At 55.8% G+C, this 25,253-nt stretch carries 21 protein-coding genes and 1 pseudogene; 16 read left to right on the forward strand and 6 right to left on the reverse strand.

What is annotated here, in order from left to right:
- The first annotated feature begins 192 nt into the window (after positions 1 to 192).
- From EI185_RS16815 to EI185_RS16840, 6 genes are all read left to right on the forward strand, one after another.
- Positions 193 to 2,502 carry a hybrid sensor histidine kinase/response regulator gene (locus EI185_RS16815; protein WP_124706311.1) on the forward strand — a complete coding sequence of 770 codons (2,310 nt, stop codon included), beginning with the start codon at positions 193 to 195 and terminating at the stop codon, positions 2,500 to 2,502.
- A 104-nt stretch (positions 2,503 to 2,606) separates the two neighbouring features.
- Entirely contained in the window at positions 2,607 to 3,938 is a 1,332-nt protein-coding gene (locus EI185_RS16820; RefSeq protein ID WP_189836450.1) for a GGDEF domain-containing protein, read from the forward strand.
- A 60-nt stretch (positions 3,939 to 3,998) separates the two neighbouring features.
- Positions 3,999 to 5,060, forward strand: a complete 1,062-nt coding sequence (cheB, locus tag EI185_RS16825) for a chemotaxis-specific protein-glutamate methyltransferase CheB (protein ID WP_124706313.1) — start codon at positions 3,999 to 4,001, stop codon at positions 5,058 to 5,060.
- Between the two features lie 3 nt (positions 5,061 to 5,063).
- Positions 5,064 to 8,381 carry an EAL domain-containing protein gene (locus EI185_RS16830; protein ID WP_124706314.1) on the forward strand — a complete coding sequence of 1,106 codons (3,318 nt, stop codon included), beginning with the start codon at positions 5,064 to 5,066 and terminating at the stop codon, positions 8,379 to 8,381.
- A gap of 475 nt (positions 8,382 to 8,856) precedes the next feature.
- On the forward strand, positions 8,857 to 9,159 hold the full coding sequence (locus EI185_RS16835; RefSeq protein WP_124706315.1) for an integration host factor subunit beta: 303 nt from the start codon (positions 8,857 to 8,859) through the stop codon (positions 9,157 to 9,159).
- A gap of 121 nt (positions 9,160 to 9,280) precedes the next feature.
- Positions 9,281 to 10,480: a GGDEF domain-containing protein gene (locus EI185_RS16840; protein WP_124706316.1), complete on the forward strand. Its 1,200-nt coding sequence runs from the start codon at positions 9,281 to 9,283 to the stop codon at positions 10,478 to 10,480.
- Positions 10,481 to 10,603: 123 nt separating this feature from the next.
- Here EI185_RS16840 and EI185_RS18265 read toward each other — a convergent pair.
- Positions 10,604 to 10,882 (reverse strand): annotated as a pseudogene (locus EI185_RS18265) (hypothetical protein); the annotation flags it as partial.
- Here EI185_RS18265 and EI185_RS16850 point away from each other — a divergent pair.
- Positions 10,882 to 11,388, forward strand: a complete 507-nt coding sequence (locus EI185_RS16850) for a calcium-binding protein (RefSeq protein WP_223247904.1) — start codon at positions 10,882 to 10,884, stop codon at positions 11,386 to 11,388. The pseudogene EI185_RS18265 and the gene EI185_RS16850 overlap by 1 nt on opposite strands.
- Before the next feature lie 25 nt (positions 11,389 to 11,413).
- Here EI185_RS16850 and EI185_RS16855 read toward each other — a convergent pair whose 3' ends face one another.
- Both EI185_RS16855 and EI185_RS16860 read right to left on the reverse strand, forming a co-directional pair.
- Positions 11,414 to 11,746 carry a helix-turn-helix domain-containing protein gene (locus tag EI185_RS16855; protein ID WP_124706317.1) on the reverse strand — a complete coding sequence of 111 codons (333 nt, stop codon included), beginning with the start codon at positions 11,744 to 11,746 and terminating at the stop codon, positions 11,414 to 11,416.
- Complete coding sequence (locus EI185_RS16860) at positions 11,743 to 12,087, reverse strand: type II toxin-antitoxin system RelE/ParE family toxin (protein WP_124706318.1); 345 nt, start codon at positions 12,085 to 12,087, stop codon at positions 11,743 to 11,745. The genes EI185_RS16855 and EI185_RS16860 overlap by 4 nt, the downstream gene beginning before the upstream one ends.
- Positions 12,088 to 12,778: 691 nt before the next feature.
- Between EI185_RS16860 and EI185_RS16865 the strand changes: the two genes are divergently transcribed.
- From EI185_RS16865 to EI185_RS16900, 8 genes are all read left to right on the forward strand, one after another.
- Positions 12,779 to 13,255, forward strand: coding sequence for a MarR family winged helix-turn-helix transcriptional regulator (locus EI185_RS16865; RefSeq protein WP_124706319.1), 477 nt, complete (start codon positions 12,779 to 12,781; stop codon positions 13,253 to 13,255).
- A gap of 59 nt (positions 13,256 to 13,314) precedes the next feature.
- On the forward strand, positions 13,315 to 14,751 hold the full coding sequence (locus EI185_RS16870) for an efflux transporter outer membrane subunit (protein ID WP_223247906.1): 1,437 nt from the start codon (positions 13,315 to 13,317) through the stop codon (positions 14,749 to 14,751).
- The gene (locus EI185_RS16875) at positions 14,748 to 16,010 is read left to right on the forward strand and encodes an HlyD family secretion protein (protein WP_124706321.1); all 1,263 of its coding nucleotides are present in this window, start codon (positions 14,748 to 14,750) and stop codon (positions 16,008 to 16,010) included. Before EI185_RS16870 ends, EI185_RS16875 begins: the two co-directional genes overlap by 4 nt.
- Positions 16,011 to 16,015: 5 nt before the next feature.
- On the forward strand, positions 16,016 to 17,626 hold the full coding sequence (locus EI185_RS16880) for a DHA2 family efflux MFS transporter permease subunit (RefSeq protein ID WP_124706322.1): 1,611 nt from the start codon (positions 16,016 to 16,018) through the stop codon (positions 17,624 to 17,626).
- A gap of 172 nt (positions 17,627 to 17,798) precedes the next feature.
- Positions 17,799 to 18,443, forward strand: coding sequence for a thiol:disulfide interchange protein DsbG (gene dsbG / locus EI185_RS16885; protein ID WP_189836451.1), 645 nt, complete (start codon positions 17,799 to 17,801; stop codon positions 18,441 to 18,443).
- Positions 18,444 to 18,489: 46 nt separating this feature from the next.
- The gene (gorA, locus tag EI185_RS16890) at positions 18,490 to 19,836 is read left to right on the forward strand and encodes a glutathione-disulfide reductase (RefSeq protein WP_124706324.1); all 1,347 of its coding nucleotides are present in this window, start codon (positions 18,490 to 18,492) and stop codon (positions 19,834 to 19,836) included.
- A 139-nt stretch (positions 19,837 to 19,975) separates the two neighbouring features.
- Positions 19,976 to 20,209 (forward strand): hypothetical protein, encoded by a 234-nt coding sequence (locus EI185_RS16895; RefSeq protein WP_124706325.1) that lies wholly within the window; start codon positions 19,976 to 19,978, stop codon positions 20,207 to 20,209.
- 246 nt (positions 20,210 to 20,455) lie between these two features.
- Positions 20,456 to 21,481, forward strand: a complete 1,026-nt coding sequence (locus EI185_RS16900) for a class I fructose-bisphosphate aldolase (RefSeq protein ID WP_124706326.1) — start codon at positions 20,456 to 20,458, stop codon at positions 21,479 to 21,481.
- Positions 21,482 to 21,501: 20 nt separating this feature from the next.
- Here the strand turns inward: EI185_RS16900 and EI185_RS16905 are convergent, their stop codons facing one another.
- The 3 genes from EI185_RS16905 to EI185_RS16915 form a co-directional block, all read right to left on the reverse strand.
- A complete protein-coding gene (locus EI185_RS16905) occupies positions 21,502 to 21,948 on the reverse strand; it encodes a universal stress protein (RefSeq protein WP_124706327.1) in 447 nt (148 codons plus the stop codon).
- Positions 21,949 to 22,079: 131 nt separating this feature from the next.
- A complete protein-coding gene (locus EI185_RS16910) occupies positions 22,080 to 22,850 on the reverse strand; it encodes a molybdopterin-binding protein (RefSeq protein ID WP_124706328.1) in 771 nt (256 codons plus the stop codon).
- Positions 22,837 to 23,691 carry a cytochrome b/b6 domain-containing protein gene (locus tag EI185_RS16915; protein WP_124706329.1) on the reverse strand — a complete coding sequence of 285 codons (855 nt, stop codon included), beginning with the start codon at positions 23,689 to 23,691 and terminating at the stop codon, positions 22,837 to 22,839. The genes EI185_RS16910 and EI185_RS16915 overlap by 14 nt, the downstream gene beginning before the upstream one ends.
- Positions 23,692 to 23,923: 232 nt before the next feature.
- On the opposite strand from EI185_RS16915, the gene EI185_RS16920 reads away from it, so the two are divergent.
- A complete protein-coding gene (locus EI185_RS16920) occupies positions 23,924 to 25,237 on the forward strand; it encodes a cation:proton antiporter (RefSeq protein WP_124706330.1) in 1,314 nt (437 codons plus the stop codon).
- Positions 25,238 to 25,253: the final 16 nt, after the last annotated feature.

Here is a 25,253-nt window from a genome sequence, read left to right on the forward strand (position 1 = left end):
AGATGGTGGGTATGGACCAGGTGGCGCTGGCGATGGAAAACATCAAGCAGGCCAGCGTGCAGAATGTCGCCGGCACCCGGCAGGCGGAAGTCGCGGCACAAAACCTGCATGAACTGGGCCAGAAACTGGCCACATTAATCGGACGCAAGGCCGCCTGAGTGGACAGCCGAATACTGGAAACGGAACAAGGCCATGGCCAAACAAAACGATGAATTTCTGAAAAGGCTGCTCGCGACGTTCCGGATCGAGGCGGACGAACATCTCCAGGCGATGTCGTCGGGAGTGCGCGAGCTGGAGAAAATGCCGGTTGGTGCACGGCGGGCGGAAATCGTCGAGCATATCTTCCGGGAGGCACACAGCTTGAAGGGCGCTGCCCGTGCCGTGAATCTGACGCAGATCGAAGCGGTCTGCCAGCCGCTGGAAAGCGTGTTCGCGGCGCTGAAGAGCAATCAGCTCGCCGTCTCGCCTCCGTTGCTGGATCTCCTGCACCAGACGGTTGATGCCCTCGGCAGTTTGCTGGTTCCGCAAACCAGTGCGCCGGAAACCCGCAATCCGGTAATCGGCAGGCTGATTCGGCAACTCAACGATGCGTTGACAGGGCCTTTGCCGGAACCCGCACAGCCGCAAGCGATTCCGTCGCCATCCACGCCCGCCACTCTGGATGACGCTGTCGAGGCGGGCAGTGCATCTTCACCCGCGCCGCGGTCTCACAGCTTGATCTCCGAAACCATCAGGGTTTCCACGGCGAAGCTTGACGGCGTGATGCGGCAGGTTGAAGAACTGCTGTCCCCCCGGCTGGCGTCAGGTCAACGCGCCAGGGAGCTGCGCGAGGCCGCTGCCCTGCTCGCAGGCTGGAAAAAGGAACGGGTGCGGATTCAGCCCACACTCAGGCTGGTCGAAAGTTTATGCGAACAGGGTGGCAAGAACAACGAAGCCGCCAAGGGCCCGCAACAAATCCGCAAGCTGCTCGAATATCTGGATGTCGAACATGGCTATATCAAAACGCTCGAAGACCGTCTGGCGAAATTGAAGAAATCCGCCGAGCACGATCTGCGCACGCTGACCGGTATGACCGACAGCCTGCTGCACGACGTGAAGGAGATGCAGTTGCTGCCGTTCGCGTCGCTGCTCGAGATTCTCCCGCGCTTCGCCCGTGAATTGGCGCGCGAGCAGGGCAAGGAGATAGAGCTGGTGTTCCAGGGCGGCGAGATTGAAATCGATCGGCGCATCCTGGAGGAGATGAAGGATCCGCTCATCCACCTGTTGCGCAACGGCATCGATCACGGCATCGAAAAACCGGCGCTACGCCGGGAGAGGCAGAAGCCGCCGCACGGAACGATCAGCGTGGCGATCTCGCAACAGGATAGCGGTAAGGTCGAGATACGCATTGCCGATGACGGGGCGGGCATCGACGCCGCCAGTGTGAAGGCCGTGGCCGGCAGGCTGGGCATGGTTGCGCCCGAGATGGCGCAAAGCCTCGGCGAAGCAGAGGTGCTGGCGCTGGTTTTCCATTCCGGCATTTCCACCAGCCCGCTCATCACGGACGTCTCCGGGCGCGGGCTCGGCCTTGCGATCGTGCGCGAAAAGGTCGAGCGGCTGGGTGGCTCCGTCGTCCTCGAGTCCCGCCCCGGCAAAGGAACCGAGTTCCGTATCGTCCTGCCGCTGACGCTGGCCAACTTCCAGGGCGTCATCGTCCGCGCCGGCGGTCACCTGTTCATCATTCCCGCCATCAGTGTCGAGCGTGTGACGCGCGTAGCCAGCCAGAACATCCAGACCGTGGAAAACCGGGAAACGATCGCGCTTGATGATCAGGTGCTTGCGCTGGTCTGGCTCAGCGATGTGCTGGAACTGCCGCGCAAGGGCACGGCGGACGAATCAGCCGGCACCCTGCAAACAGTCGTGCTTGCACTGGGTACGCAGCGTATCGCATTCCGTGTGGAGGAGATCGTCGGGGAACAGGAAGTGCTGGTCAAGCCGCTTGGGCCGCAACTCACGCGCGTGCGCAACCTCGCCGGCGCGAGCGTGCTGGGGACTGGGGAAGTGGTGCCGGTTCTCAATGTTCCCGACCTGCTGAAGTCGGCCGTGAAGCGGGCGATGGCGCCGCTTGCACTCGCTGCCGAAAAACATGCGGAAACGGAGAAGCAATCCATCCTGGTGGTGGAAGATTCGATCACCTCGCGGGCGTTGCTCAAGAACATACTCGAATCGGCAGGCTATCGTGTCACCACCGCGGTGGACGGTGTCGACGCCTACACCGCACTCAAGACCGGCACGTTCGACCTGGTCGTCTCGGATGTGGAAATGCCACGCATGGACGGCTTCGACCTGACGGCCAAGGTGCGTGCGGACAAGCAACTCGCGGAGCTGCCGGTGGTGCTGGTGACGGCGCTAGGCTCGCGCGAACACCGCGAACGCGGCATCGACGTTGGTGCCAACGCCTATATTGTAAAAAGCAGCTTCGACCAGAGCAACCTGCTGGAAGTCATCGGCAGGCTCATTTGAGCGGCGGCCGTCCGCATCGGCGTTCGATGCAACGGCAACCATGGTCTAAATATTTTTGTGGAAAAAAACGTGCCGAACCTACTATTCGTGAGTATGCGAACTTGATGAAAGCGATTGCCATGGCCCGCTTCCATGCACTGCAACTCTCTTTACGCATGCGTTTCACCCTGGGGCTCGGCGCGGTGCTGCTGCCGTTTCTGTTGGCGGCTGCCGTGGGTCTGTTTTATCTTTTGCCGCGTCTGGTCGATCCGCTGGAAGACATCGTCAGAGAAGTCACCGAGGAGATGAATCCCGTGATGCATCTTCAAGCGGATTTGCTCACGGCAGCCATGCCGGTCAACGATTACCTCGTCAATGGCGATCCAGGAGAGTTAATGCGGTTCATTCAACTGAGCCACCGGGTGGAGCTTGCCTTCAAGGAGGCCGCGCCGGAGCGATTCTCCCTGGCGCAGGAGCGCGAGCTGATCGTATCCGCCCGTAGGGAATGGCAGGAGGCCAGGCAGATCGGTGAGGCGCTGCTGCGTTTGCGCGATCCCATCGGCGATCCGCAAGCCGCGCTTGAAATGAAACGTTTCGATGCGCATGTCTATCTGTCCGTGGGCCTGCTGGAACAGATCCACGATATTTCCCGCCGGTTCATCGATGCGGATCGGGCAACAGCTCGTGTCACCAGGACACGCAGTATCTTGATCACGTTCGGTGCTTTCACGGCAGCGCTGACAATCTCCCTGCTGGTCAGCGCTACGCTGGCCCGCTCTGTCCTCACGGGTGTGGACGCCCTGCGCCAGGGCGCCGCGCGCCTGTCCGCAGGCGAGCTTTCCCACCGTGTAATCCTGGCGCAGCGTGACGAACTTGGTGAACTCGCCACGGCGTTCAATGCCATGGCGGAGAAGCTGGAACAAAACCAGAAAGTGCTCTATGAGCTCGCGACCCGCGACGGCCTCACCGGCCTCTACAACCACAACACATTCTATACGTTGCTCGCCGACGAACTCGCACGCGCCCAGCGCTTCAAGCGGCCAGTTGCGCTGCTGATGCTCGACATTGACCACTTCAAGCACGTCAACGACACGCATGGACATCAGGCGGGAGACACCATTCTCAAGGGACTGAGCGAACTGTTGAACCATCAGGCGCGCGTCATCGACCGCGTATGCCGCTACGGCGGCGAAGAAATCGCTGTCATCCTGCCGGAGACTGATTCCGACGCTGCCGCCGATATCGCCGAGCGCCTGCGCGCCAGCGTGGAAACGCAGCCGTTTGACATCAACACGGGCGCGCCTGTACGCATTACCGTCAGTATCGGAGTCGCGTCCTGGCCGCTGCATGGAGACGGTGCGGACACGCTGGTCGCGGCCGCCGATGCGGCCCTGTACGCAGCCAAACGGAGCGGCAGAAACCGGATTAGACGTTATGAACCAATGCGCCAGGGATGAACATATGCAGAAGCTTGCACAATTCATCGTTTCGGGAAAAAGCACAATGAGGCAACGCCTTTGATCAACGTCCTGGTAGTGGAAGATTCGCCCGTGGTGCGTGAATTTCTCATTCACGTTCTCAGCGCGGACCCTGGGATCCGGGTAGTCGGCACGGCACTCGATGGCGAGGAGGCGCTCGATGCCGTGCGCCGCTATCGGCCCGACGTGATCACGATGGACATCCACATGCCGAAAATGGATGGTCTGGAAGCCACGCGCCGGATCATGGAAACCGATCCGACCCCCATCGTGATCGTGAGCGGGAGCACTGATCCGCACGAAACTACAATGATGTTTCGCGCCATGGAAGCGGGTGCTTTGGCCGTACTCATGCGGCCAAGCGGCATCGGCCATCCGAATCATGAAACCACCGTGAAGGAGCTGGTGCAGACGGTGAAACTAATGTCGGAAGTCAAAGTGGTGCGACGCTGGCCCCGCGTGCGGGGCGATGCGCCGGTTCCGCGCCCGGTAGAGATGGGGCTTGCGCGCGCACCGGCACAGGTGCGGATCGTTGCCATCGGCGCTTCAACCGGCGGCCCGCCGGCGCTCCATACCATACTGGCGGGATTGCCGAAGACGTTTCCGGCGCCGGTATTGATCGTCCAGCATATGGCGGCTGGCTTTATCCATGGATTCGTCGAGTGGCTGGCACAGTCGGCCAGCCTGCCAGTGCATGTCGCCATCCACGGCGAGCTTCTTCTTCCCGGCCACGTCTACATTGCACCCGACGAGTACCAGATGAAAGTGGAACGCAGCGGTAACATCGCCCTGACCCGGGACGCGCCCGAAAACGGGCTGCGCCCGTCGGTGTCTTATCTTTTTCGTTCGATTGCCGATAACTATGGGTGCAACGCCGTCGCCGGCCTGCTCACCGGCATGGGACGCGATGGCGCCGAGGAACTGCGGCTATTGAAAGAAAGGGGCGCGGTTACCTTTGCCCAGGATAAGGACAGTTCGGTCGTGCACGGCATGCCGGGCGCAGCGATCAGGCTTGATGCGGCAACCTTTGTCCTTGCCCCGGACAAGATTGCTGCAGTGCTGGTGAATCTGGCGAACCACCGAGGCAAAAATGGAGCGTGACGCATGAAATCCCGAAAGAACAACGGCATTGAAATTCTCATCGCCGAGGACAGTCCGACCCAGGCAGAAAAGTTGCAGTATCTGCTCGAGGAACGCGGCTATACGGTGGTGACCGCACCCGACGGCAAGCAGGCACTGGTGGCGGCGCGGCGGCACAAGCCGGCGCTGATCGTGAGCGATGTCATGATGCCGGAAATGGACGGCTTCGCGCTGTGCGGTGAAATCAAGCGTGACGAGCAGCTCCAGGACGTGCCGGTGATCTTGCTCACCACACTGTCTGACGTGCGGGACATTATGAAGGGGCTGGAGTGCGGAGCCGACAATTTTATCCGCAAGCCATACGAAGAGCGCTACCTGCTTGCACGGGTCGACTACTTGCTGATGAACAACGAGCTGCGCAAGAACCAGAAGATGCAGATGGGCGTGGAAATCTATCTCGGCGGACAAAAACATTTCATCACCGCTGAGCGGCAGCAGATCGTGGACCTGCTGATTTCGGTCTACGAGGAAGCGGTGCACATCAGTGAGGAGCTGAAGGCGCGGCAGCGCGAGCTGGCCGACTCGAACAGCTCGCTTAGCTGCCTCTACCACGTCGCAGAAGGGTTGAATCGCGCAATGAGCGAACGCGAAGTGTGTGACCAGGTGTTGGAGCGGGTAATGGAGTTGCCGGGTGTGCAGGCGGGTTGGATCTCTCTGTGGGAAAACGATACTTTCCGGACCGCGGCGGTACGCAACCTGCCGCCGGCGTTGCTGGGCGAAGGCGCGATGGAGGGCTTGTGCGAATGCCGACGCCGCTTTCTTGCAGGAGAGCTGGATCATGTCACCAATATTCTGGAGTGCGAACGGCTGAAGTATGCCAAAGGCGACACGTATGGCCTGCGTTACCATGCTTGTGTACCACTCTGGAGTGGCGACCGGAGCCTGGGCGTCATGAATCTGGTGGGAGCAGATCAGGGCTTGTTCAAAGACGATGAACTGGAGACGCTATACGGAGTCGGGCACCAGGTGGGTATCGCGCTGGAGCGTACCCGGCTGCATGGGCATCTGGAGCAGCTGGTGGAAGAGCGAACCGCGGCGTTAACCACAGAAATCGCCGAGCGCAAACGTATCCAGGAAGAACAGGCGCGGCTGGTGGCGATCATCGAGGCCACACCCGACATGGTAGGTACGGCGAGTCCGGACGGCCGCTTGCTCTATATCAATCAGGCGGGTCTGAGGATGCTGGGGTACGAGAAAGGTGACGACGTTTCTACGCAACAGATCAAGGACCGTCATCCCGGCTGGGCTGGCAAGCTGGTGCTGGAAGAAGGCATCCCGCATGCTCTCCGTCATGGTACCTGGAGCGGGGAAACGGCATTCCTGCGGCGCGACGGGAGTGAAGTGCCTGTTCTGCAAGTGATTATCGCGCACAAGAAGCCGGATGGATCACTGGAATACTTGTCCACAGTCGGGCATGACATCACTCAACGCAAGGAGCAGGAATCAAAGATCAATCGCCTCAACCGCATCTATAGCGTGCTCAGCGGCATCAACACCACCATCGTGCGTGTCCGGGAGCGCCAGCAACTCTTCGACGAAGCCTGCCGCATCGCGGTGGAGCACGGCAAGTTCACGTTCGCGTGGATCGGCACACTTGACGCGGACACGCTGCAGGTCACCCCGGTCGCTAGGGCAGGCCGTGACGATGGATACCTGGCCCGGATCAACCTGACCGCCACGGAAGATGCACCAGGAAATTGCCATCTGACGGCACGTGCCCTGACCCAGCAGCAACCCGTCATCTGCAACGACATTGCCACGGACGAAGCCATGCAATCGCTGCGTGCCGAGGCGTTGCAGCGCGGCTATCGTTCCGTGGCGGTGTTTCCGCTGCTGCTGGAAGACCGGCCGGTGGGCGTATTCGTGCTGTATGCCCCGGAAACGAACGTTTTCGACGCGGAGGAGATGCGGCTGCTGGTCGAGATGGCCGGCGATATTTCATTCGCGCTGGATCATCTTGAAAAAGAACAGCGCCTCAATTATCTCGCCTATTACGATGCCGTCACCGGTTTGCCGAACCGGACCCTGTTCTTGGATCGTGTCACCCAGAAAATCAATGCGGCACACCGCGATCGCAAGGTGTTTTCCGTGATCATGCTCGACCTCAACCGGTTCAGCAGCATCAATGAAACCCTGGGCCGGCAGGCCGGCGACGAGCTGTTGCGGCAGATCACGCAGCGGCTGCAGAGAACACTCGTTGAAACGGATATCCTTGCCCGTTTTTCAGCCGATTACTTCGGTATTGCCACCCGCTACGACGATGAAAATGTAAACATCGTTCATATCCTGGATGGCGTGTTGTCCGTGATTCAGAATCGGTCGTTTGTGATCAGCGGACAGGAGTTGCGAGTTTCGGCCAGGGCAGGAATATCGACTTATCCAGCCGATGGCGAGGACATCGAAGCTCTTTTCCACAATGCCGAATCAGCGCTGAAAAAAACCAAGCTCTCCGGTGACAAGTATCTGTTCTATACCCCCGCATTCAATGCGCTGGCTGCGGAGAAATTGTCGCTGGAAAACAAGCTGCGCCGTGCGCTGGAGCAGGAACAACTGGTACTACATTACCAGCCCAAGATCGATCTCAACAGCGGACAGATCAGCGGGCTGGAAGCCTTGCTGCGCTGGAACGACCCCGAGACTGGCCTGGTGCCGCCGCTGCAGTTCATTCCATTGCTTGAAGAAACCGGCATGATTCTGGAAGCGGGGCAGTGGGCCCTGGAAAAAGCAGTATCGGATTCACTGGCGTGGTTGGCGAAAGGACTGCCCTCTCCGAGGGTCGCCGTGAATGTGTCACCGATCCAGTTACAACAGAAAAATTTCGTCAGCATGATAGAAGGCGTGGTGAAGGGCAATGGGGATGTCGCCAGCAGGCTGGAACTCGAGATCACGGAGAGCCTGGTCATGCAGGATATTGTGGCGAATATCCAGAAACTCCGGATGATCCGGGAGATGGGTGTGGAGGTGGCGATCGACGATTTCGGTACCGGTTATTCCTCGCTCAGCTATATTGCCAAGCTGCCGGTCAGTGCCTTGAAGATCGACCGGGCGTTCATCATGAACATGACCAGTAATTCCGACGATCAGAGCATTGTGTCCACGATCATCTCGCTGGCCCATTCCCTGAATATGCGGGTGGTCGCGGAGGGCGTCGAAACCGAGGATCAGGCAAAACTGCTGCGCTTGCTCAAATGCGACGAGATCCAGGGATTCCTGTTCAGCCCGGGGGTGCCTGCGGAACAGATTGAGCGATTTCTGCGCGAGCGGAAATCCCTGTTGGGATAGGCTGAAAGAGAAGGAAGGCAACCGATGCGGTGTTTCGCCCTACCTCAATCAGCCGAACAGCGTCCTGTTTGAATTCGAGGGTGTACTGCGCGCATCGTTTTACTTCACTCATTGCATTCTTCTTGTGCCGATTGTAACAATCAGCTAAGAGAAACGTTTTTCGGAGGCAAGATCAGTCGCAAACTGGCAAAGCAACTGACGGATTTGAGGATGAAGGATGTTCCGGTACCCATGCAAGTGATGGGTCAGTTTGGCGCGCGATTCAACGCGTTATGGACTGTTTCCAACCTTACAGCTTGCCTCGCTACACAAGGGTCGGCCGTCATCATCCCGACATCTGTGACTGTGTTCCACCTTATTTATTCATCTACCTATTGACAGGGGCACCCTGCAAGCAAGCCTTCACAAACCTGAAAGAAATATTTTTTCCTGGCACGTATCGTGCTCTATTCCGGCAAACAAGCCATTACTCGACATGACTCGATCCGAACTCATCACCCGCTTGACCCACCTTTATCCCCAACTGGCACAGAAAGACCATGAGTTGGTCGTCGCGGAGATACTGGATGCTATACAGACGTCCCTGACGCAGGGAAACCGTGTTGAAATTCGTGGTTTCGGCACTTTTGATTTGATCTACCGTGCTCCTCGCACTGGACGCAACCCAAAGACAGGAGAATCGGTATCGGTGCCTGGAAAGTGGGTCCCCCATTTCAAGGCCGGCAAACCACTGCGGGCACGTGTTGATCGCTTGGGCACATCCGGGACGATTAAGTAATAAGGCTCAGATTGATGTCAACTCGCCGTTAACGTTGGTTAAGCACAACTGAATTGTCGCATATGGTGGTGCACTGAGAACCATAGAAACACTGAGAACCATAGAAACACTGGATAAAGAAATGCGTCTTGATCTTCACACGATGATGTTGATGACCTCCGTGCTGACCCTGCTGCTTTCCGGGCTTCTGGCCCTGGCGGGATTGCATGCCGGCAGCATTCGCGGGGCGCGGCTGTGGGCGCTGGCCAGCCTGTGCTACAGCCTCGCGAGCTTCATCGCCTTCGCAGACCTGACACCCACAAGCAGCGGTTGGCTGATCGTGCTGGTCGTCGTGTTGCTTTTGACAGGCAATAGCTTGCAATTTTCCGGCATCCAGGCTTTCAAGGATCAGCGCATTGACTGGCGCATTCCATTACTGTTTTTTGGCGTGGCCTTTGCCCAAAGTGTCTGGTTTACGCTCCTCCATCCCGATGCCAATGCGCGCGCCATCGCCAATTCTCTTGTGTTTGCAGCGATCAATGCGCTTTGTGCCCGTGCGCTGCTCATCCGTATCGACCCGCCGTTGCGCACCGCGTACTGGTTTACTGGCGTATCGTTCGCGCTGCTTGCGGCCGCTGCTCTGTTCAGGGCGGCAATACTTTTTCAGGCGCCACCCGGTACCTCGATTGGCCTTTCCTCGTTGTTGCCCTTCGTTCCCGTGAGATTTCTGGCCAGTAGCCTGATACTGATGTGCGTGACCTTCGGTTTCATGCTGATGTTGAATTACCGCCTCATTACGGATATGCAAAAAATTGCGTTGCGCGATAGTTTGACCGGCGCACTGAACCGGCGTGGTCTGGAAGAAGAAGCTATCCGCCTGGCGGCACGCTGTACCCGTACTGGGGATTCGCTGGCGATCATGGTGATCGATGTCGACCATTTCAAGTCGATCAATGACCGTTGCGGCCACCAGGTGGGCGACAAAGTGTTGCAACGTCTCACCGCTGTGGCGCAGGCTTCTGTCCGTAGCGATGACTACTTTGCCCGCTATGGCGGCGAGGAGTTCTGTATTCTGCTCCCGTCCACCACCGAAGAAGAAGCCAGTGTATTGGCCGATCGCTTGCGTCAGGCTTATGCCGCCTTGACCATGGAGTTCGGCGGCGAAGTCTTGCGCAGTACCATCAGCATCGGCGTTGCTGACTCAAACCATGTCGGGTTGGAATTCAGTGCACTGGTGTCTGCTGCAGACCAAGCAATGTACTGGGCCAAGGAGGGAGGCCGCAATCGAGTGGCGGCACATTCGGTGATGGTGTGCAAAGTACCAGCAATGGTAACCGCATGAAGACTGATACTGGCATACAGCGACCGTTGGATTATGGTTTCAGATAGCAGACATCGGCAATCCAACAAGGGTTTTCACCGACTGGCCGCTTCATGCCCTGAGCCACTCAGTCAACGTTTTTTATTAACTTGGTGTTGGATTGTTTAGGAGCGGGGAGCCCCGTTTCCGTAAGGCGTTGAGATAGTGGGTTTCATTGTAAGTTGTTCTGGTTTTCCAGCAGCTATGCAGGATGCGAATCCACTTGAATGCCAAGGCACGGATGGCCGCTTGGTGGGTAGCGCCTTTTGCGCGCTGCTGCCGGTAGTAGGCACCCGCCCAGAACGATTTGTTGATGGTCTGGCCCGCCCACTCGACAAAGGTCTGACGGAGAAACCTCGGGTCTGCTGACAAACTGCAATGATATGCGTCACGAGTGGACAAAGTGCAAAATTATGGGTTTTTGCACCCTAAAACCGGATGCTTTAAAGGCACAAAAAGGTGAATTTTATGCAAAAATATGCTTCCCGCCTACTGCAATTTTATGGTTCCAGTCTCAGGCGCCTCGCCGATGCGGGTCTCTGGAACAAGTCTTCGCGATGATGAAAGCGAAAAAGACGGCGAAGTTCACTGCAGAATACCTGGATAAACTCATCGAGGAGGCGACCACGGACGCCTACGACGAATCGGAGCAGGCTGGCGGGTTCTTCGCCATGATTGAAGAGAACCTCTCCCTGCCATTCATGACCCGGGTGCTTGGGCAGGCAGTGACGGTGGGCAAGGTCGATATTACCAAGCGCGACCAAATCGTCGCTATTTGCGTGCATGGAAAATCAACTCAGGCAATTCCAATCCTCGATCTGCCGATGCCGGACCCGCCGCCAGAGGGGGCGGAATGGATTGACGCTTACCGCCGCTGGTGCGGGAATTGATGGAAGCGGTCAGTCGTTCAGCGCGTCAATCGATGGCCAGCTTGACCGGTTTGCCAACGCGACTGAGCATTTCCACCAGTGTGTCGATGGTGAACTTGGCCGTCTTCTTGTTCACCACGTCGGACACGCGCGGACGCGAGACCATCAGGATCTCGGCTGCCTCGGCTTGCTTCAGGTGATGCTCAGCAATCCAGGTGGATAGTTCTTCCATCAGTTGCTGCTTTAGCAAATGGGTGTCGTTGATTTGCTTGCGAGAGGCTGCTTGCAAACGCTTGGCTTCAGCGGGCGCAAAGCCCAGTTCCAGGAAGAGATTCGCTCCCGGTTTCGTCACATGGTGGATTTCGGTGTCGATCTTCATTTCTGTGCCTTTCTCGCGTTGACCACGGCGCGGTAGCGCGCCTCGGCAATACCCTTGTCCTGCTTGCTGGTCGCTTGCATCTTCTTCTGGAAGCAGTGCAAGACATACACTGCTTCCTCAAACTTGGCGACGTACATCACCCGATAGATACCGCTGGCTTCCCGAATGCGGATTTCCTTGGTACCAGCCCCGACATCATCGAACGGCTTCCAGTCATCCGGATCCAAACCAACTTGGATCTTACCCAACTGGAAACCAGCGGAGCGACGTGGGTCGTCCGGGAATGCCAACAAGTCGTCATAGGCGGAACCCACCCAGCGAATCTCTTTTTCGTCGTTCATCACTTCACTTTGTATAAAATTTTATACACATTAAGGACGCAAGTCAAACGCTTCACGCGGGGTACGTGCTGGGCCGGTGCTCCGGCAATCGCATCGCCCATCGTATGCGGTAACAGTCCGGCGCAATAGCTTGGTTCTTTCAGTCGTAGCTATGCTACGATATTCATTGCCATTTCAAACGACAGGTAAGTTTTATTTGGGGGCTGAAGTCATAGTCGCGCGACGATATGTCTATTCTTTTCAAAAGAATTGCCCCAGGCACTCGTGACAATAGTTGATGATTGATGTGCTGGAGTAGCCGCCCGTCAAACCGAGTCCATCTTCCGCGCCAGCAAAAGCGCTCGTTTTTAGACGGTAAAAGTGACGGTAAATTGCGATGACCATAACAATGAAAGCCAGGTTCCATGAGGGTTTCCGGACTTCGGAAACCATCGAGTGGGAATGACAAGCCTCCTGCAGCATTCTTGAATAATTTTAAAGGCATATTCATGCTACTGATTTTTAATAACAAAAAAACTTTTCAGTAGCACGCTGAAACTTACCCCCGGACCGCGTTCTCTACTAATTCTCAATTGTATTGATTCTGTATTTCTCGCAAATTTTCCTTCTGATCGCTTAATCACGTGCCTTGACAATAACTGCCTAGGCATTAATATGGAAAACATTTGCTGCCTTAGCTAAAGTGAATTTCATGGACCAGACCGGCGAAAATTTTTATAGCGCAGACGATTACACGCCAGAGGAGTCGGTGGGCTATCTGATGCGTGGTGCCTGGCAAGCATTGCTCAAAAATATTGACGCTGAGATGCAGATATTCGATCTCACGGGTTTGCAATGGGGGCCGCTATTGCTGGTCGCCAAAGGCTGCTGTGATAGCGTGGCAACTTGCGCACGGGCGAGTTATACCGATAGTGGCGCGATGACGCGGATGCTAGATCGACTGGAAGGCAAGGGATTGCTGCGTCGGGTCCGCAACCTGGAGGACCGCCGCGTGGTCAACATCGAATTGACTGAGGCAGGCCGAGAAATTGCAAGGCAAATTCCGGCCCGCCTGGTGCAGGTGCTCAATCAGCATCTACGTGGCTTTAACGACTCTGAATTTCAGCTATTCAAGCAAATGCTGCGCCGCTTTACGGCAAATGGCAGCGTTCCGCTCAGTGGAACATGAAGCAGCCCTACTATTCACGCAGCGTTGTGCCCCGGGTGTCCATTGCCATGGCCATGACCATGGTGCTGGGCTTGGCCGGGTGCGCTGACTTTTCCGGGATACATACCCGGGCGCACATGATTCAATCGAGGTCCTTGGCTGGCATAGGGCCTAATCACTCCAGCCCGGGAGTATTTCCTCAACAGCATTGGTGGATGGCATTTGGAGATGCGCAGCTCGATGGCCTGATTGCCCGGGCGATTACCGCCAATCCCAGTCTTAAAGTCGCTCAGAGCAGGGTGGTTGAGGCGCAGGCATCCGCAGCGGCAATTGACAGCGCGCGCTATCCGCAGATAAACGGTGAAGCTAAGTCAACCCGGGAACGTCTTAGCGCAAACAGTCTTTATCCACCTCCGCTCGGCGGCAGTATGGTGACGATGAATTCCGCCAATCTGACGGGTCAATGGCAACTTGATCTGTTTGGCAAAAACCGTGCGGCACTGGACGCGGCCATCGGCCAGTCACGAGCAGCAGAAGCAGATGCGCAAGCGGCACGGGTATTGTTAGCAGCCAATGTTGCGCAGCAATACTTCAATCTGGCGCGCTTGCAGGCGCAGCAGGATCTGGATCGTGCGATGCTGAGACAACGCGAGCAAACGCAGGAACTGGTCAGACAACGGGTTGCGGCCGGGTTGGATAACACATTGGCACAACGTCAGGCCCAGGCCGAGGTACCCCAAATCCGCCGTGATATGGCTGCGCTGGATGAGCAGGTCGCACTTGCCCGGCATGGTCTGGCGGTTTTGATGGGTGCAGAGCCCAATGCAACGGACACACTGGTCGCGCACTTGCCCACCGCGACCTTACCCAGGATGCCCGGTCATCTCCCCGCCGAGTTGCTGGGGCACCGCGCTGACGTGGTTGCGGCGCGCTGGCGTGTGGAGAGTGAATTGCAGGGCATACAAGAGACGAAAGCAGAATTTTATCCCAACATCAATCTGAGTGCTTTTATCGGTTTTGAGTCTATCGGCTTGTCGAAATGGTTGAGCGCGGGCAGCCGTACGTTCGGCGTCGGACCGGCACTCAGCCTGCCGATTTTTGACGAAGGTGTGTTGCGCGCCAAACTGCAAGGGAACACTGCGCGTGCCGATGTGGCGATCGACAATTACAACGCCGCCGTGTTGAACGCGCTGCGAGATGTCGCTGATCAGCTCTCATCATGGCGTGCGCTGCAAACACAATTACAGGAGCAAATGGCGGCGCAGGCAGCGGTGAGCAGTGCCTATGATTTGGCTCTGGCGCGTTATCAGGGCGGGCTGACCAATTATTTGAACGTGCTCACTGCAGAAAATGCTGTGCTGCAGCAGCGTCATACCCTGATTGACCTTCAGGCACGCGTTTATGACCTCGATGTAGGGCTGATGCGTGCCCTTGGCGGGGGCTATGTCATTACAGATGGGCCCAGGCAATTATCGAACACTACAGAAACCAGGACAGCACCGGGGATTCAAGGATGAGCGAACAAAATCTACCCGATCCAGTGACAGCGCAGAATACCCAGAGCAAACCGCAACAGCGCAAGAAATGGTTGCTGATTCTGGCTGCTGTCTGTGTGTTGGCCGCTATCGCTTACGGTGTGCATTGGTACATCTTGGGGCGTCATTATGAATATGCAGATGATGCTTACGTTGCGGCCAATATTGTGCAGATCACCCCGCAGGTTGCCGGCACAGTAGTGGCGATAGGCGCCAATGAAACAGATTACGTTAAAGCAGGCGAGACGCTGGCAAGACTGGATGGTACTAATGCACAACTACATTTACAGGAGGCGGAAGCACAGCTTGCACAAACCGTGCGGGAGGTTCGTACTCTTTATACGGGAAACGGTAGTCTGGTGGCAGCGGTAAATCAGTATCGTGCGGCACTGAATCAGGCACGAATCGATCTGAGCAGCACACAGACCGATTTGGCACGCCGGCAAAAGCTTGTAGGTACCGGCGCGGTATCACAAGAGGAGCTACAGCACGCACAAACGGCGCAGCAGAATGCACTCAGCCATGTGGCTGTAGCCAGCGCACAACTTAGCGCAGCGCAGGAACAGTTACATTCCAACCAAGTGCTGACGGCGGGTACCACTGTGCGTGACCACCCCAAGGTTCTGGCAGCTGCGGCCAATGTTCGTCAGGCCTATCTGGATTTAAAGCGCGACGCGATTCTGGCACCTATGGACGGTTATGTCGGCAAGCGCAACGTACAACTCGGACAACGTGTGGCAGTGGGTGCACCGCTGATGACACTCATTCCCTTGAGCCAGGTATGGGTCGATGCAAATTTCAAGGAAACCCAACTGCGCAAGATGCGTATCGGCCAGCCGGTGACCCTAACCGCTGATTTATACGGCAGCAGCGTGGTCTATCACGGTCATGTACTGGGTATGGGGGCAGGCACCGGCGCGGCGTTCGCGTTGCTGCCTGCGCAGAACGCCACGGGCAACTGGATCAAGGTAGTGCAGCGCATCCCGGTGAGGATCGCGCTCGATCCCAAAGAAGTGGCTGCGCACCCACTGCGCGTCGGCTTGTCAATGGAAGTGACCGTGGATATCTCGAATCAGAACGGCGGCGTGCTGGCGACTACTCCCTATAAGCGGATGGTGGCAGAGACCGCTGTATATGGCGACTTTGATCATGCTGCCGATATACTCATCAACCAAATTATCTCAAACAATCTGGGTGAAAAATCAACACACGCAGATATGCGCAATGAACCACACGCCTAATCGAAATGACAACTCAGTCCGACGCTGGCAATTCACCGCAGACAACGCCTGACGCTGCCGCAGGGCAGGCGTCCAGTGCAGCCCCAGCGCCACTTAAAGGCGGCATGCTGGTCTTGGCAAGCACTGCGCTGGCATTGGCCACCTTCATGAATGTGCTGGATACCTCGATTGCCAATGTGTCGATTCCGGCAATTTCGGGCGATTTGGCGGTGAGTTCCAGTCAGGGCACCTGGGTCATCACTTCGTTTGCTGTAGCCAATGCGATCGCGGTGCCGCTGACCGGCTTTCTGACCCAGCGTTTCGGTTCCGTACGGCTTTTTGTTTCCAGCATTCTGTTATTTGTTACCGCATCATGGTTGTGCGGTATGGCCACCAGTCTGGGCATGCTGATTGTATTTCGGGTGATTCAGGGTGCTGTAGCAGGTCCTATGATTCCTCTGTCGCAATCCTTGCTGTTGTCCAGTTATCCCAAAGCAAAAGCCGGCTCTGCATTGGCGATCTGGTCCATGACAACTTTGATTGCGCCGGTCATAGGGCCACTGCTGGGTGGCTGGATTACCGATAATATTTCCTGGCCTTGGATTTTCTATATCAACATTCCGGTCGGTCTGCTCGCCGCAAGCGTAACCTGGATGCTATATCGGAAGCGGGAAACACCCACCCGCCTGGTCCCCATTGATTATGTCGGATTGATTGCGCTGATCATCTGGGTAGGCGCCTTGCAAATCATGCTGGACAAAGGCAATGAACTGGACTGGTTTGCTTCCACCCAGATTGTAATCCTCGCCATTGTAGCGGCGGTTGGATTCTGTTTTTTTCTGATCTGGGAATTTACCGAAGTTCACCCTATTGTCGATTTAAGTTTGTTGCGCAGCCGCAATTTCTGGTCGGGTACCCTGGCATTGGCCGTGGGCTATGGCGTATTTTTTGGCAATGTGGTGTTGATGCCGCTCTGGCTCCAGCAGGATATGGGCTATACCGCCACCATTGCCGGTGCTGTATTGGCACCAGTTGGTTTACTGGCGATATTGTTTTCGCCATGGGTTGGTAAAAACGTCCACAAATACGACCCGCGCCTGTTCGCCACTGTCGCTTTTGGTATTTTCGCGCTGATTTTGTGGATGCGTTCTCAATTTACCGTGCAAACCGATTTTGTGACCATCATGTTGCCATCCCTGATCCAGGGCATCGCCATGGCAGCATTTTTTATTCCGCTGATGACCCTGATTTTTTCCGGATTAAGCCCCGATAAAATCCCCGCCGCTTCGGGCTTGTCAAATTTTTTACGGATTATGGCAGGGGCCATAGGCGCATCGGTATTCACGAGTCTATGGGAAAATCGGGCGATAGAGCATCATGCGACGCTGACCGAATACATCAACTACGCCAGTCCGACAACCCAGGCTGCAATCAAGGTATTAACCGATTCAGGCATGAGCCAGCAGCAAGCGCTTGGCCAGATTGACAGAATCATCAATCAACAGGCGTTTACCTTGGCGGCGGATCAGTTGTTCTGGATTTCCGCGCTGCTATTTCTTGCCCTTATTGGATTAATCTGGCTGGCCCGCCCGGCCAAGGCAACCCCGCCCTCCGCAGAAGCGGCTGCCGCGCATTAGTCAGGATTGCTTGCGGAGCCGCACTGGCGGGTGAAATTTTGTAAGGAACAAGTCTGCCACCCGACTAAAAATGCATCCCTGCCTAAAGGATCATTACGATCTTTTTTGTTGTCAGAATGTCAACCCAAGCCAGTAGCAGCATCATTTTTTATTACTTACCATGGAGAATATTTTGAAAAAATATGCATCATTCCAGCTGGAATGGCACGAAAATAGCAAGATCAAAAAAAGTCTGATGTCACTCGCAGGAATGTTTTTTTTGAGTGTACTAACCCTGGCAGGGGCACCCGAGTCAATCGCGGCGAACGGCCAGCAAGCGAGCGCATCAGCGCACCAGCTAGCCCTCGACAAAACGCTGCGCGCTGCCAAAGATGCCACCTGGTTAGCCGAAGGGAATGGACCGCGCCTGGTTTATATCTTCTTTGACCCAGAGTGCCCTTATTGCCATAAACTTTACCAGGAGACCCGCTCATTGATCGGTCGGGACGGCTTGCAGTTGCGCTGGATTCCGGTAGGCATACTGATGCCCACCAGTGCGGGAAAAGCAGCAGCTATTCTGGATGCCAAAGATCCATTGGCGGCTTTCCATAAAAATGAAGACGAGTTTGGTCCCGCGCCCAAGTTCGGAGGCATCGCAGAAACGATCCCATCCGCACAAGCCACAAAACGTTTGCAACAGAACGTCCAGCTCTTCAAACAGACCGGCATGCCAGGCGTCCCCGTCATGATGTTCCGTGAAGCCTCGGGTAAGGTACGTATCGTTGATGGCGCACCATCGCCAAGTCTGCTGAATGAGATGCTGCGTAGTGTAAAGTAAGGGCTTCAAAAGCACGGGCCACACACCGGCCGACTTGGGGTTAGCCATGCAGAAACATTTCGATTTTCTGGTGCTTGGGGGAGGAAGCGGCGGCATTGCGGCAGCCAACCGCGCTGCCCGCTATGGCGCAAAATGCGCTGTAATAGAGAAGGCTCAACTTGGCGGCACTTGCGTCAATGTCGGCTGTGTACCGAAAAAAGTCATGTGGAATGGCGCAGCTCTTGCACATGCCCTGGAGCACGCTGAAGATTACGGATTCGCATTGACCGGGATCGAGTTTCACTGGTCAAAACTCAAGCAGGCGCGCGATGCTTATATCCAGAATCTGAACAGGCATTACCAAACCTCTCTTGAAGACAATAAAGTCAGCCTTATTCACGGCTCAGCCCGCTTTATTGATGCCCATACCATTGAGGTTGAAGGAGAGCGGTATACCTCCGAGCATATTTTGATTGCCACAGGTGGCAGGCCACTTGTGCCTGAAATTCCCGGCGCAGAGTTCGGCATTACATCAGACGGTTTTTTCGAGCTGGAACAACGCCCAAAACGGGTAGCCATCGTAGGTGCCGGTTATATTGCTGTAGAGCTGGCGGGGGTGTTGAATTCCCTGGGCAGTGAGGTTTCCCTTCTGCTCCGGCGCGGGCACTTTCTTGATCAGTTTGATGCCATGCTGCGTGAAACACTGATGGAAGAGATGCTGGAAGATGGTATCGCGATATTGCCGCGCACTCAGATCATGGAAGTGGTGCGCGAATCCGGAAATCTCACGTTACAGTGTGAAAATGAACGCCGTATCCCTGGCTTCGATACCCTGATCTGGGCCATCGGGCGCGCACCGAATACGGAAAAACTGAATCTGGAAGCAGCAGGCATCACCCCGGATAAACAGGGATATGTACGGACCGATGAATACCAGAATAGCCAGGTGCCCGGCATCTATGCGGTAGGTGACGTCTGCGGGCGCATTGCCTTGACACCCGTTGCCATTGCTGCCGGGCGCAGACTCAGCGACCGCTTGTTCGGCGGCAAGCCGGACAGCCATCTTGATTACACAAATATTCCATCGGTCATATTCAGCCATCCACCCATTGCAACTATCGGCATGAGCGAAACCGAAGCACGCGAACTCCATGGCGATGCAGTAAAAATATATCAAACTCGCTTCACACCTCTGTTCCATGCCTTCACGCAACACAAGGTCAAAACCGTAATGCGCCTCATCACAGTCGGAGCAGAAGAAAAAATCATTGGTTGTCACATCATCGGTGACGGAGCGGATGAAATGATGCAGGGTTTTGCAGTGGCAATTCGCATGGGTGCGACCAAAGCCGATTTTGATAATACAGTAGCGATACACCCCACTAGCGCCGAGGAATTAGTGACCATGCGTTGACGCAAACCTCGCCATCTTGGCGAGATAAAAATAATGCGTTTTTGTCATGGCAGAATATTAACTGATGGTCTACATTTACTATTCGACTTAGTGACCACGTTTGGTCGTTCCCAATTGTCATTACTGGAGGGGTATGTAAATGGCTGCCAATCTTTTTCCTGTAACCGACACCAAAATATCTTCATTTCGCAGTAAACAGACCAGTGACGCAGCAAAGATCATTACGGATTTCCTGAAATGGGCCGAACGAGAGAAGGGATTGCTTTTGTGCGAACCCTATAAACCGCAGTATGACTGGTTCATACCTATCCTGTACCAGACGAAAGATCTGGCTGCTGAGTTTTTGGGTACAGCCAACCTGGAAATCAGGTAACAAAAAGCAGGATACAGGTTGATTCAACTGTGTTTCATTGGCCAAGTATGACAACGGGGTGTTAACGCTGACTTTGCCAAAAAACCCGGTATGGCTGTGAAACAACTGTCTATTGGCTGATTAATATGGCCAGGCAGGGGTGTTGATACCGATTTCGGCGGCAGGAAGAGCAGGGGCCGACTGTATTCCAAGGAACCGTGGAATCCATGGTGATCGCATTTGCAATGTGGCCGTTCAGGAGAAAGCATGGATATTGAAGATGAATTGCAGGCGACGATTGCCGACATGGTCCAGCCGGGCAAAGGCATTCTTGCCGCAGACGAGAGTTTGCCCACAATCGCCAAGCGTTTTAAACCTGTCGGCGCCGAATCCACAGAAGAGACCCGCCGCGCCTATCGTTCGCTTTTGTTCACTACGCCCGGACTCGGCGAGTTCATCAGCGGAGTCATTTTGTTCGAGGAAACGCTCGGCCAGTGTGCTGATGATGGTACGCCCCTAGCCCAAGTCCTGGCGCAGCAAAACATCGTGCCCGGTATCAAGGTAGACAAGGGCAAGATTCCGCTTGCTGGCGCGCCGGGGGACGAGATCACCCAAGGCCTGGATGGCCTGGCTGAACGCCTCAGGGTTTATAAAGGACAAGGTGCGCGTTTTGCCAAGTGGCGCGAAGTGTATGCCATCGGCGAACGCAATCCTACTCAGCTCGGCATTGATGCCAATGCGGAGATGCTGGCACGCTATGCCGCCGTTTGTCAGGAAGAAGGTATCGTGCCCATCGTCGAACCGGAGGTGCTCATTGACGGCGATCATAGCCTGCAGCATTGTCTCGAGGTAAACGAAGCGGTACTGCATGCGGTTTTTCACGCCCTGCACCGGCACCGGGTAGTACTGGAATACATGGTCCTGAAACCGAGCATGGTGCTGCCTGGCAAACTGCATCCGACACGGGCGACTCCCGAGCAGGTGGCTGCTGCGACCGTCAAGGTACTGCGGCGGACGGTCCCTGCGGCTGTGCCGAGCATAAACTTCCTGTCGGGCGGGCTGGGTCCAGCAGAAGCGACTGCCAACCTGAGCACAATGAATGCCCTGTTTTCCGGTTTGCCATGGGCGTTGTCTTTTTCCTATGGGCGCGCCCTGCAGGAACCGGTTCTGCAAGCCTGGGCGGGCAACGCAGAAAACAGGGCCGCCGCGCAACAGGCGCTTTACCAGCGCGCCAGACTAAACGGTCTTGCGCGCTACGGTAAATACCAGCTGGAGATGGAAGAAGAACCATGATCTGGATGTACCAGCACGGTCTATTCGCCTCGTATCAACAGTACCGGCGTCGTCGCCATACGCACCACATCCTCTGCCACGCTGCCTAGCAGCAGGTGCACAAAACCGCGCCGGCCGTGGGTGCCCAGCACGATCAAATCCGCCGGCCATTCCTTCGCCGCCTTCACAATTTCCGTAGCGACCCTGGTAACGCCCAAAGTTTCCAGAAGTACGGTATCTACACTGACATCTGCTTCCTGCACGTGCGCTTCAGACTTCTTGAGCAGCGTTTTTCCACCTTGCCGCAACGCGTCCCAAACTTCATGCACTGACACCAATCCGCCGTTATCCACATCCATCATTGCAGTATCCACCACATGCACCAGCCGCAAAGTCGCCTTGTGTACCAGAGCAAGCTTGATCGCTTCTTCCAGCGCTTTGTCGGAAGTGCTGCTGCCGTCCACGGCCACCAAAATACGTTCATACATCGTATATCTCCTGAATTCGAACAGGCGTTCAGTTTAGCGTCCGAAATGTTTTTAGTTTGAATTTATCTTTTGCTGTATCGAACCGAGTCGGTAACAGATGACAATATAAGACAGCAAGCCTTCGAGCCCCTTCAAATCCCGGCATACCATTCATAGCCCTGATCTTCCCAGTATCCGCCTTTCCCGTCGCCGATACTGGCGAAGCTGTCGACAACCAGGATACCCGTAATGTATTTCGCCATTTTGTAGCCGAGCTGGCGCTCGATGCGCACGCGGATCGGTGCGCCGTTGGCAATCGGCAAAATCTGATCATTGAGTTCATAGGCGAGTATGGTCTGCGGATGGTGGGCATCGTCCATATCAATACTCTCGTAATAGTGCGTGCCTTGCGCATCCATCGGGTCGGCACAGTAAAACACCACATAGCGCGCTTCCGGCTTGGGCTGTACCTGATCGAGCACTATGCTCAATGGGGTACCTTTCCATTTGCCTATGGCGCTCCAGCCTTCCACGCAGTCGTGACGGGTAATCTGGGTGCGACTGGGCAGGCCGCGCAATTCGGCCAGCGAAAACGACATGGGGCGAGCCACCAATCCACCGACTTGCAAACGATAATCGGCAAAGTTGTTGGCCGCCAGGGCCTGATACTGCGGGTTTTCCGGGTTTGAAGTGCCGTTGCTGCGAAACTGCGGCGACAGATCGGCCGGGGTGAATTCCTGCGCCATGGCCTTGCGCGGTGTGATCAGGCGCTGCGTGGCCTGGGTGAGTTTTTCTGCACTATCGAGCACCCTGGGAAACCATTCGCTGCGCGACAGCCGCTCGCATCCGGACAGCAGCAATACACTGCTCGCGGTGAGCGCGCGCAGAAGAAACGCCCGACGCTTGGACTTATTCATGGTCATGTTTTTGTTCCTTGCTGGCGAGACGGTAATATCCGGTAATCATCGAACGCAGGTTATTCCACAATCCGCTCATGACGACTTCGAAAACGTGGACAAATACGAATGCCACGAGTGCCCAGGCCACCACGAAATGGATAGTACGTGCCGACTGTCGCCCGCCAACAATATCGACCCATCCCGGGATCAGCGCATTCAGCCATGGCGACATCGCCCAACCCATCAAAACAATCAGAGGAAACAGCCCGAAAATAACGCTCAGATAAGCGAGTTTTTGCAGGATGTTGTAGTGCCCGGCGGTCTCGCCCTGCGGGTGGCGGAAACGCAAGTGATTCTTGATGGACTGCCCGATCGAGCGCCAATCGCGACGGGTTGGTGCCAAATCGCGCGTCAGATGGCGACTGAACAGGGTATAGAGCAGATAAGCCACGCCATTGATAACCAGCACCCAGGCGAAGAAAAAATGCCAGCGCCGCGCCATGGCCAGCCACTGGGTACCCGGCAGCGTTATCCAGGCGGGAAATCCACGCTCGGTCAGTGCGCCGTCCTCACCTTTCGACCAGCCGAACAAGCCAGTAGTGTTGAATTCATGGCCAAAAACCGTGGTGATGCCGATGATATTGCCTTGTGCGGTCTGTTTTGCACCCATTTCCAGTATAGGAGGATGCCCGGTGTAGGAAGATTTTCCCCAGTTAAGCGCGGGATGGGCGTTGAAAATTTGCAGGCCACTCATGAGCAGGAAAAAAAACGCGATTACGTTGATCCAGTGCATAATCCGTATCGGCAGCGTGTGCCGATAGTAATGAAAATTTGAAGCGGGAACAGTAGCGACATGCGGTGACATTTTGTATCCCTCTACAAAATTGGTTGTCTTTGGGCTAATCCGTTCGGCCTGCTGTGGAGCGCCATATGATGATCTAGTACCATAGGAGATCATGGTTAAAAAACAAGGCCAGAATGCCTTGGGCAGGCAGCATTCACGCATGAGACTACCCCATATCAATGATGAAAATTTGCCTCATGCCTCTGGATATCATGGTTACATCAAAGCGTAAATGCAATGAGCGGCCAAATGAATGACTAACGCATATTGGTTTCTGCTCGTAGGTGGGCTGTTGCTCGCCATGGGCCTGACTTCTTCGATTCTCAAGCGCTTGCCAATCACCCCTGCCATTATCTATCTGGCAGTTGGCATCCTGGTCGGTCCGACAGTGCTGGGCGTTTTACACTTCAACCCACTCAAGGATTCAGCTCTGCTGGAAGTATTGACCGAAGTGGTTGTGCTGATCTCGCTATTTTCCGCCGGTGTCAAAATGCCGGTGCCGTTCAGTCTCGTCCGTTGGCGCACGCCGATTCTGCTGGCGACTGTGTCAATGGCGATCAGCGTAGGGATGGTCGCCGCCTTCGCCTATTATGCCCTTGGCCTGCCATTGGGTGCGGGAGTATTGCTGGGCGCAATCGTAGCACCCACCGATCCGGTATTGGCGACAGATGTCCAAAGCCGCCACCTCGGCGACCGCGACCAGCTACGCTTCACCCTGACCTGCGAGGCCGGCATGAACGACGGTAGCGCATTCCCGTTTGTAATGTTGGGGATGGGATTACTCGGTCTGCATGAGATCGGCGATTACGGCTTGCAATGGATCTTGGTCGACATGCTATGGGCCACGCTGAGCGGAGTTGTCATAGGCGTGGTTGCGGGTGTCGCGCTGGCACGTTTGGGATGGAGGCTGCGCGAGCTGCACAAGCACGACCTGATGGATGATTTTCTAGGGCTTGGCTTGATTGGTGTGGTGTACGGTTTAAGTTTGCTGGTTCATGCGTGGGGCTTTCTGGCTGTATTTTTCGCCGCTGTCGCGTTGCGCCAGACCGAACTGAAGCTCGCCAACAACACCAAATATTCCCGGGACTCGCGGTCTCTCCAGGAAATCAGTCGTACAGAGTTGAACCCAAACCCTGACCTCGAGGCACCGCCAACCGTCAGTGCAGGATCGCTGGTATTCAAGGAACAGCTGGAACGGCTCTCGGAAGTCATGCTTATCCTGCTGATTGGTGGCACCCTGTTTCACAACTCGTGGAGTTGGCGGGCAATAAGTCTTGCGCTGTTTTTGTTTGTAGTGGCACGTCCGCTAAGTGTTCTCATCGGTCTGGCAGGCACGCGCACTCCGTGGCGGATACGTGGCATGACGGGTTGGTTCGGGGTACGCGGCATCGGTTCCCTTTACTACCTCATGTACGCCATACAACATGGGCTGCCTGAACCGCTGGCGCTGGACTTGATCCAGTTGACGCTGATTGTGGTAACACTTTCCATTGTCGTCCACGGCATCAGTGTCAAGCCGCTAATGAGCCGTTTCTGGCGGCGCAACAAGCAGATATCAACACCCTAAAGGCTGCCTCAGGCTG

The organism is Sulfuriferula multivorans (genome assembly GCF_003851125.1).
GTDB lineage: Bacteria > Pseudomonadota > Gammaproteobacteria > Burkholderiales > Sulfuriferulaceae > Sulfuriferula > Sulfuriferula multivorans.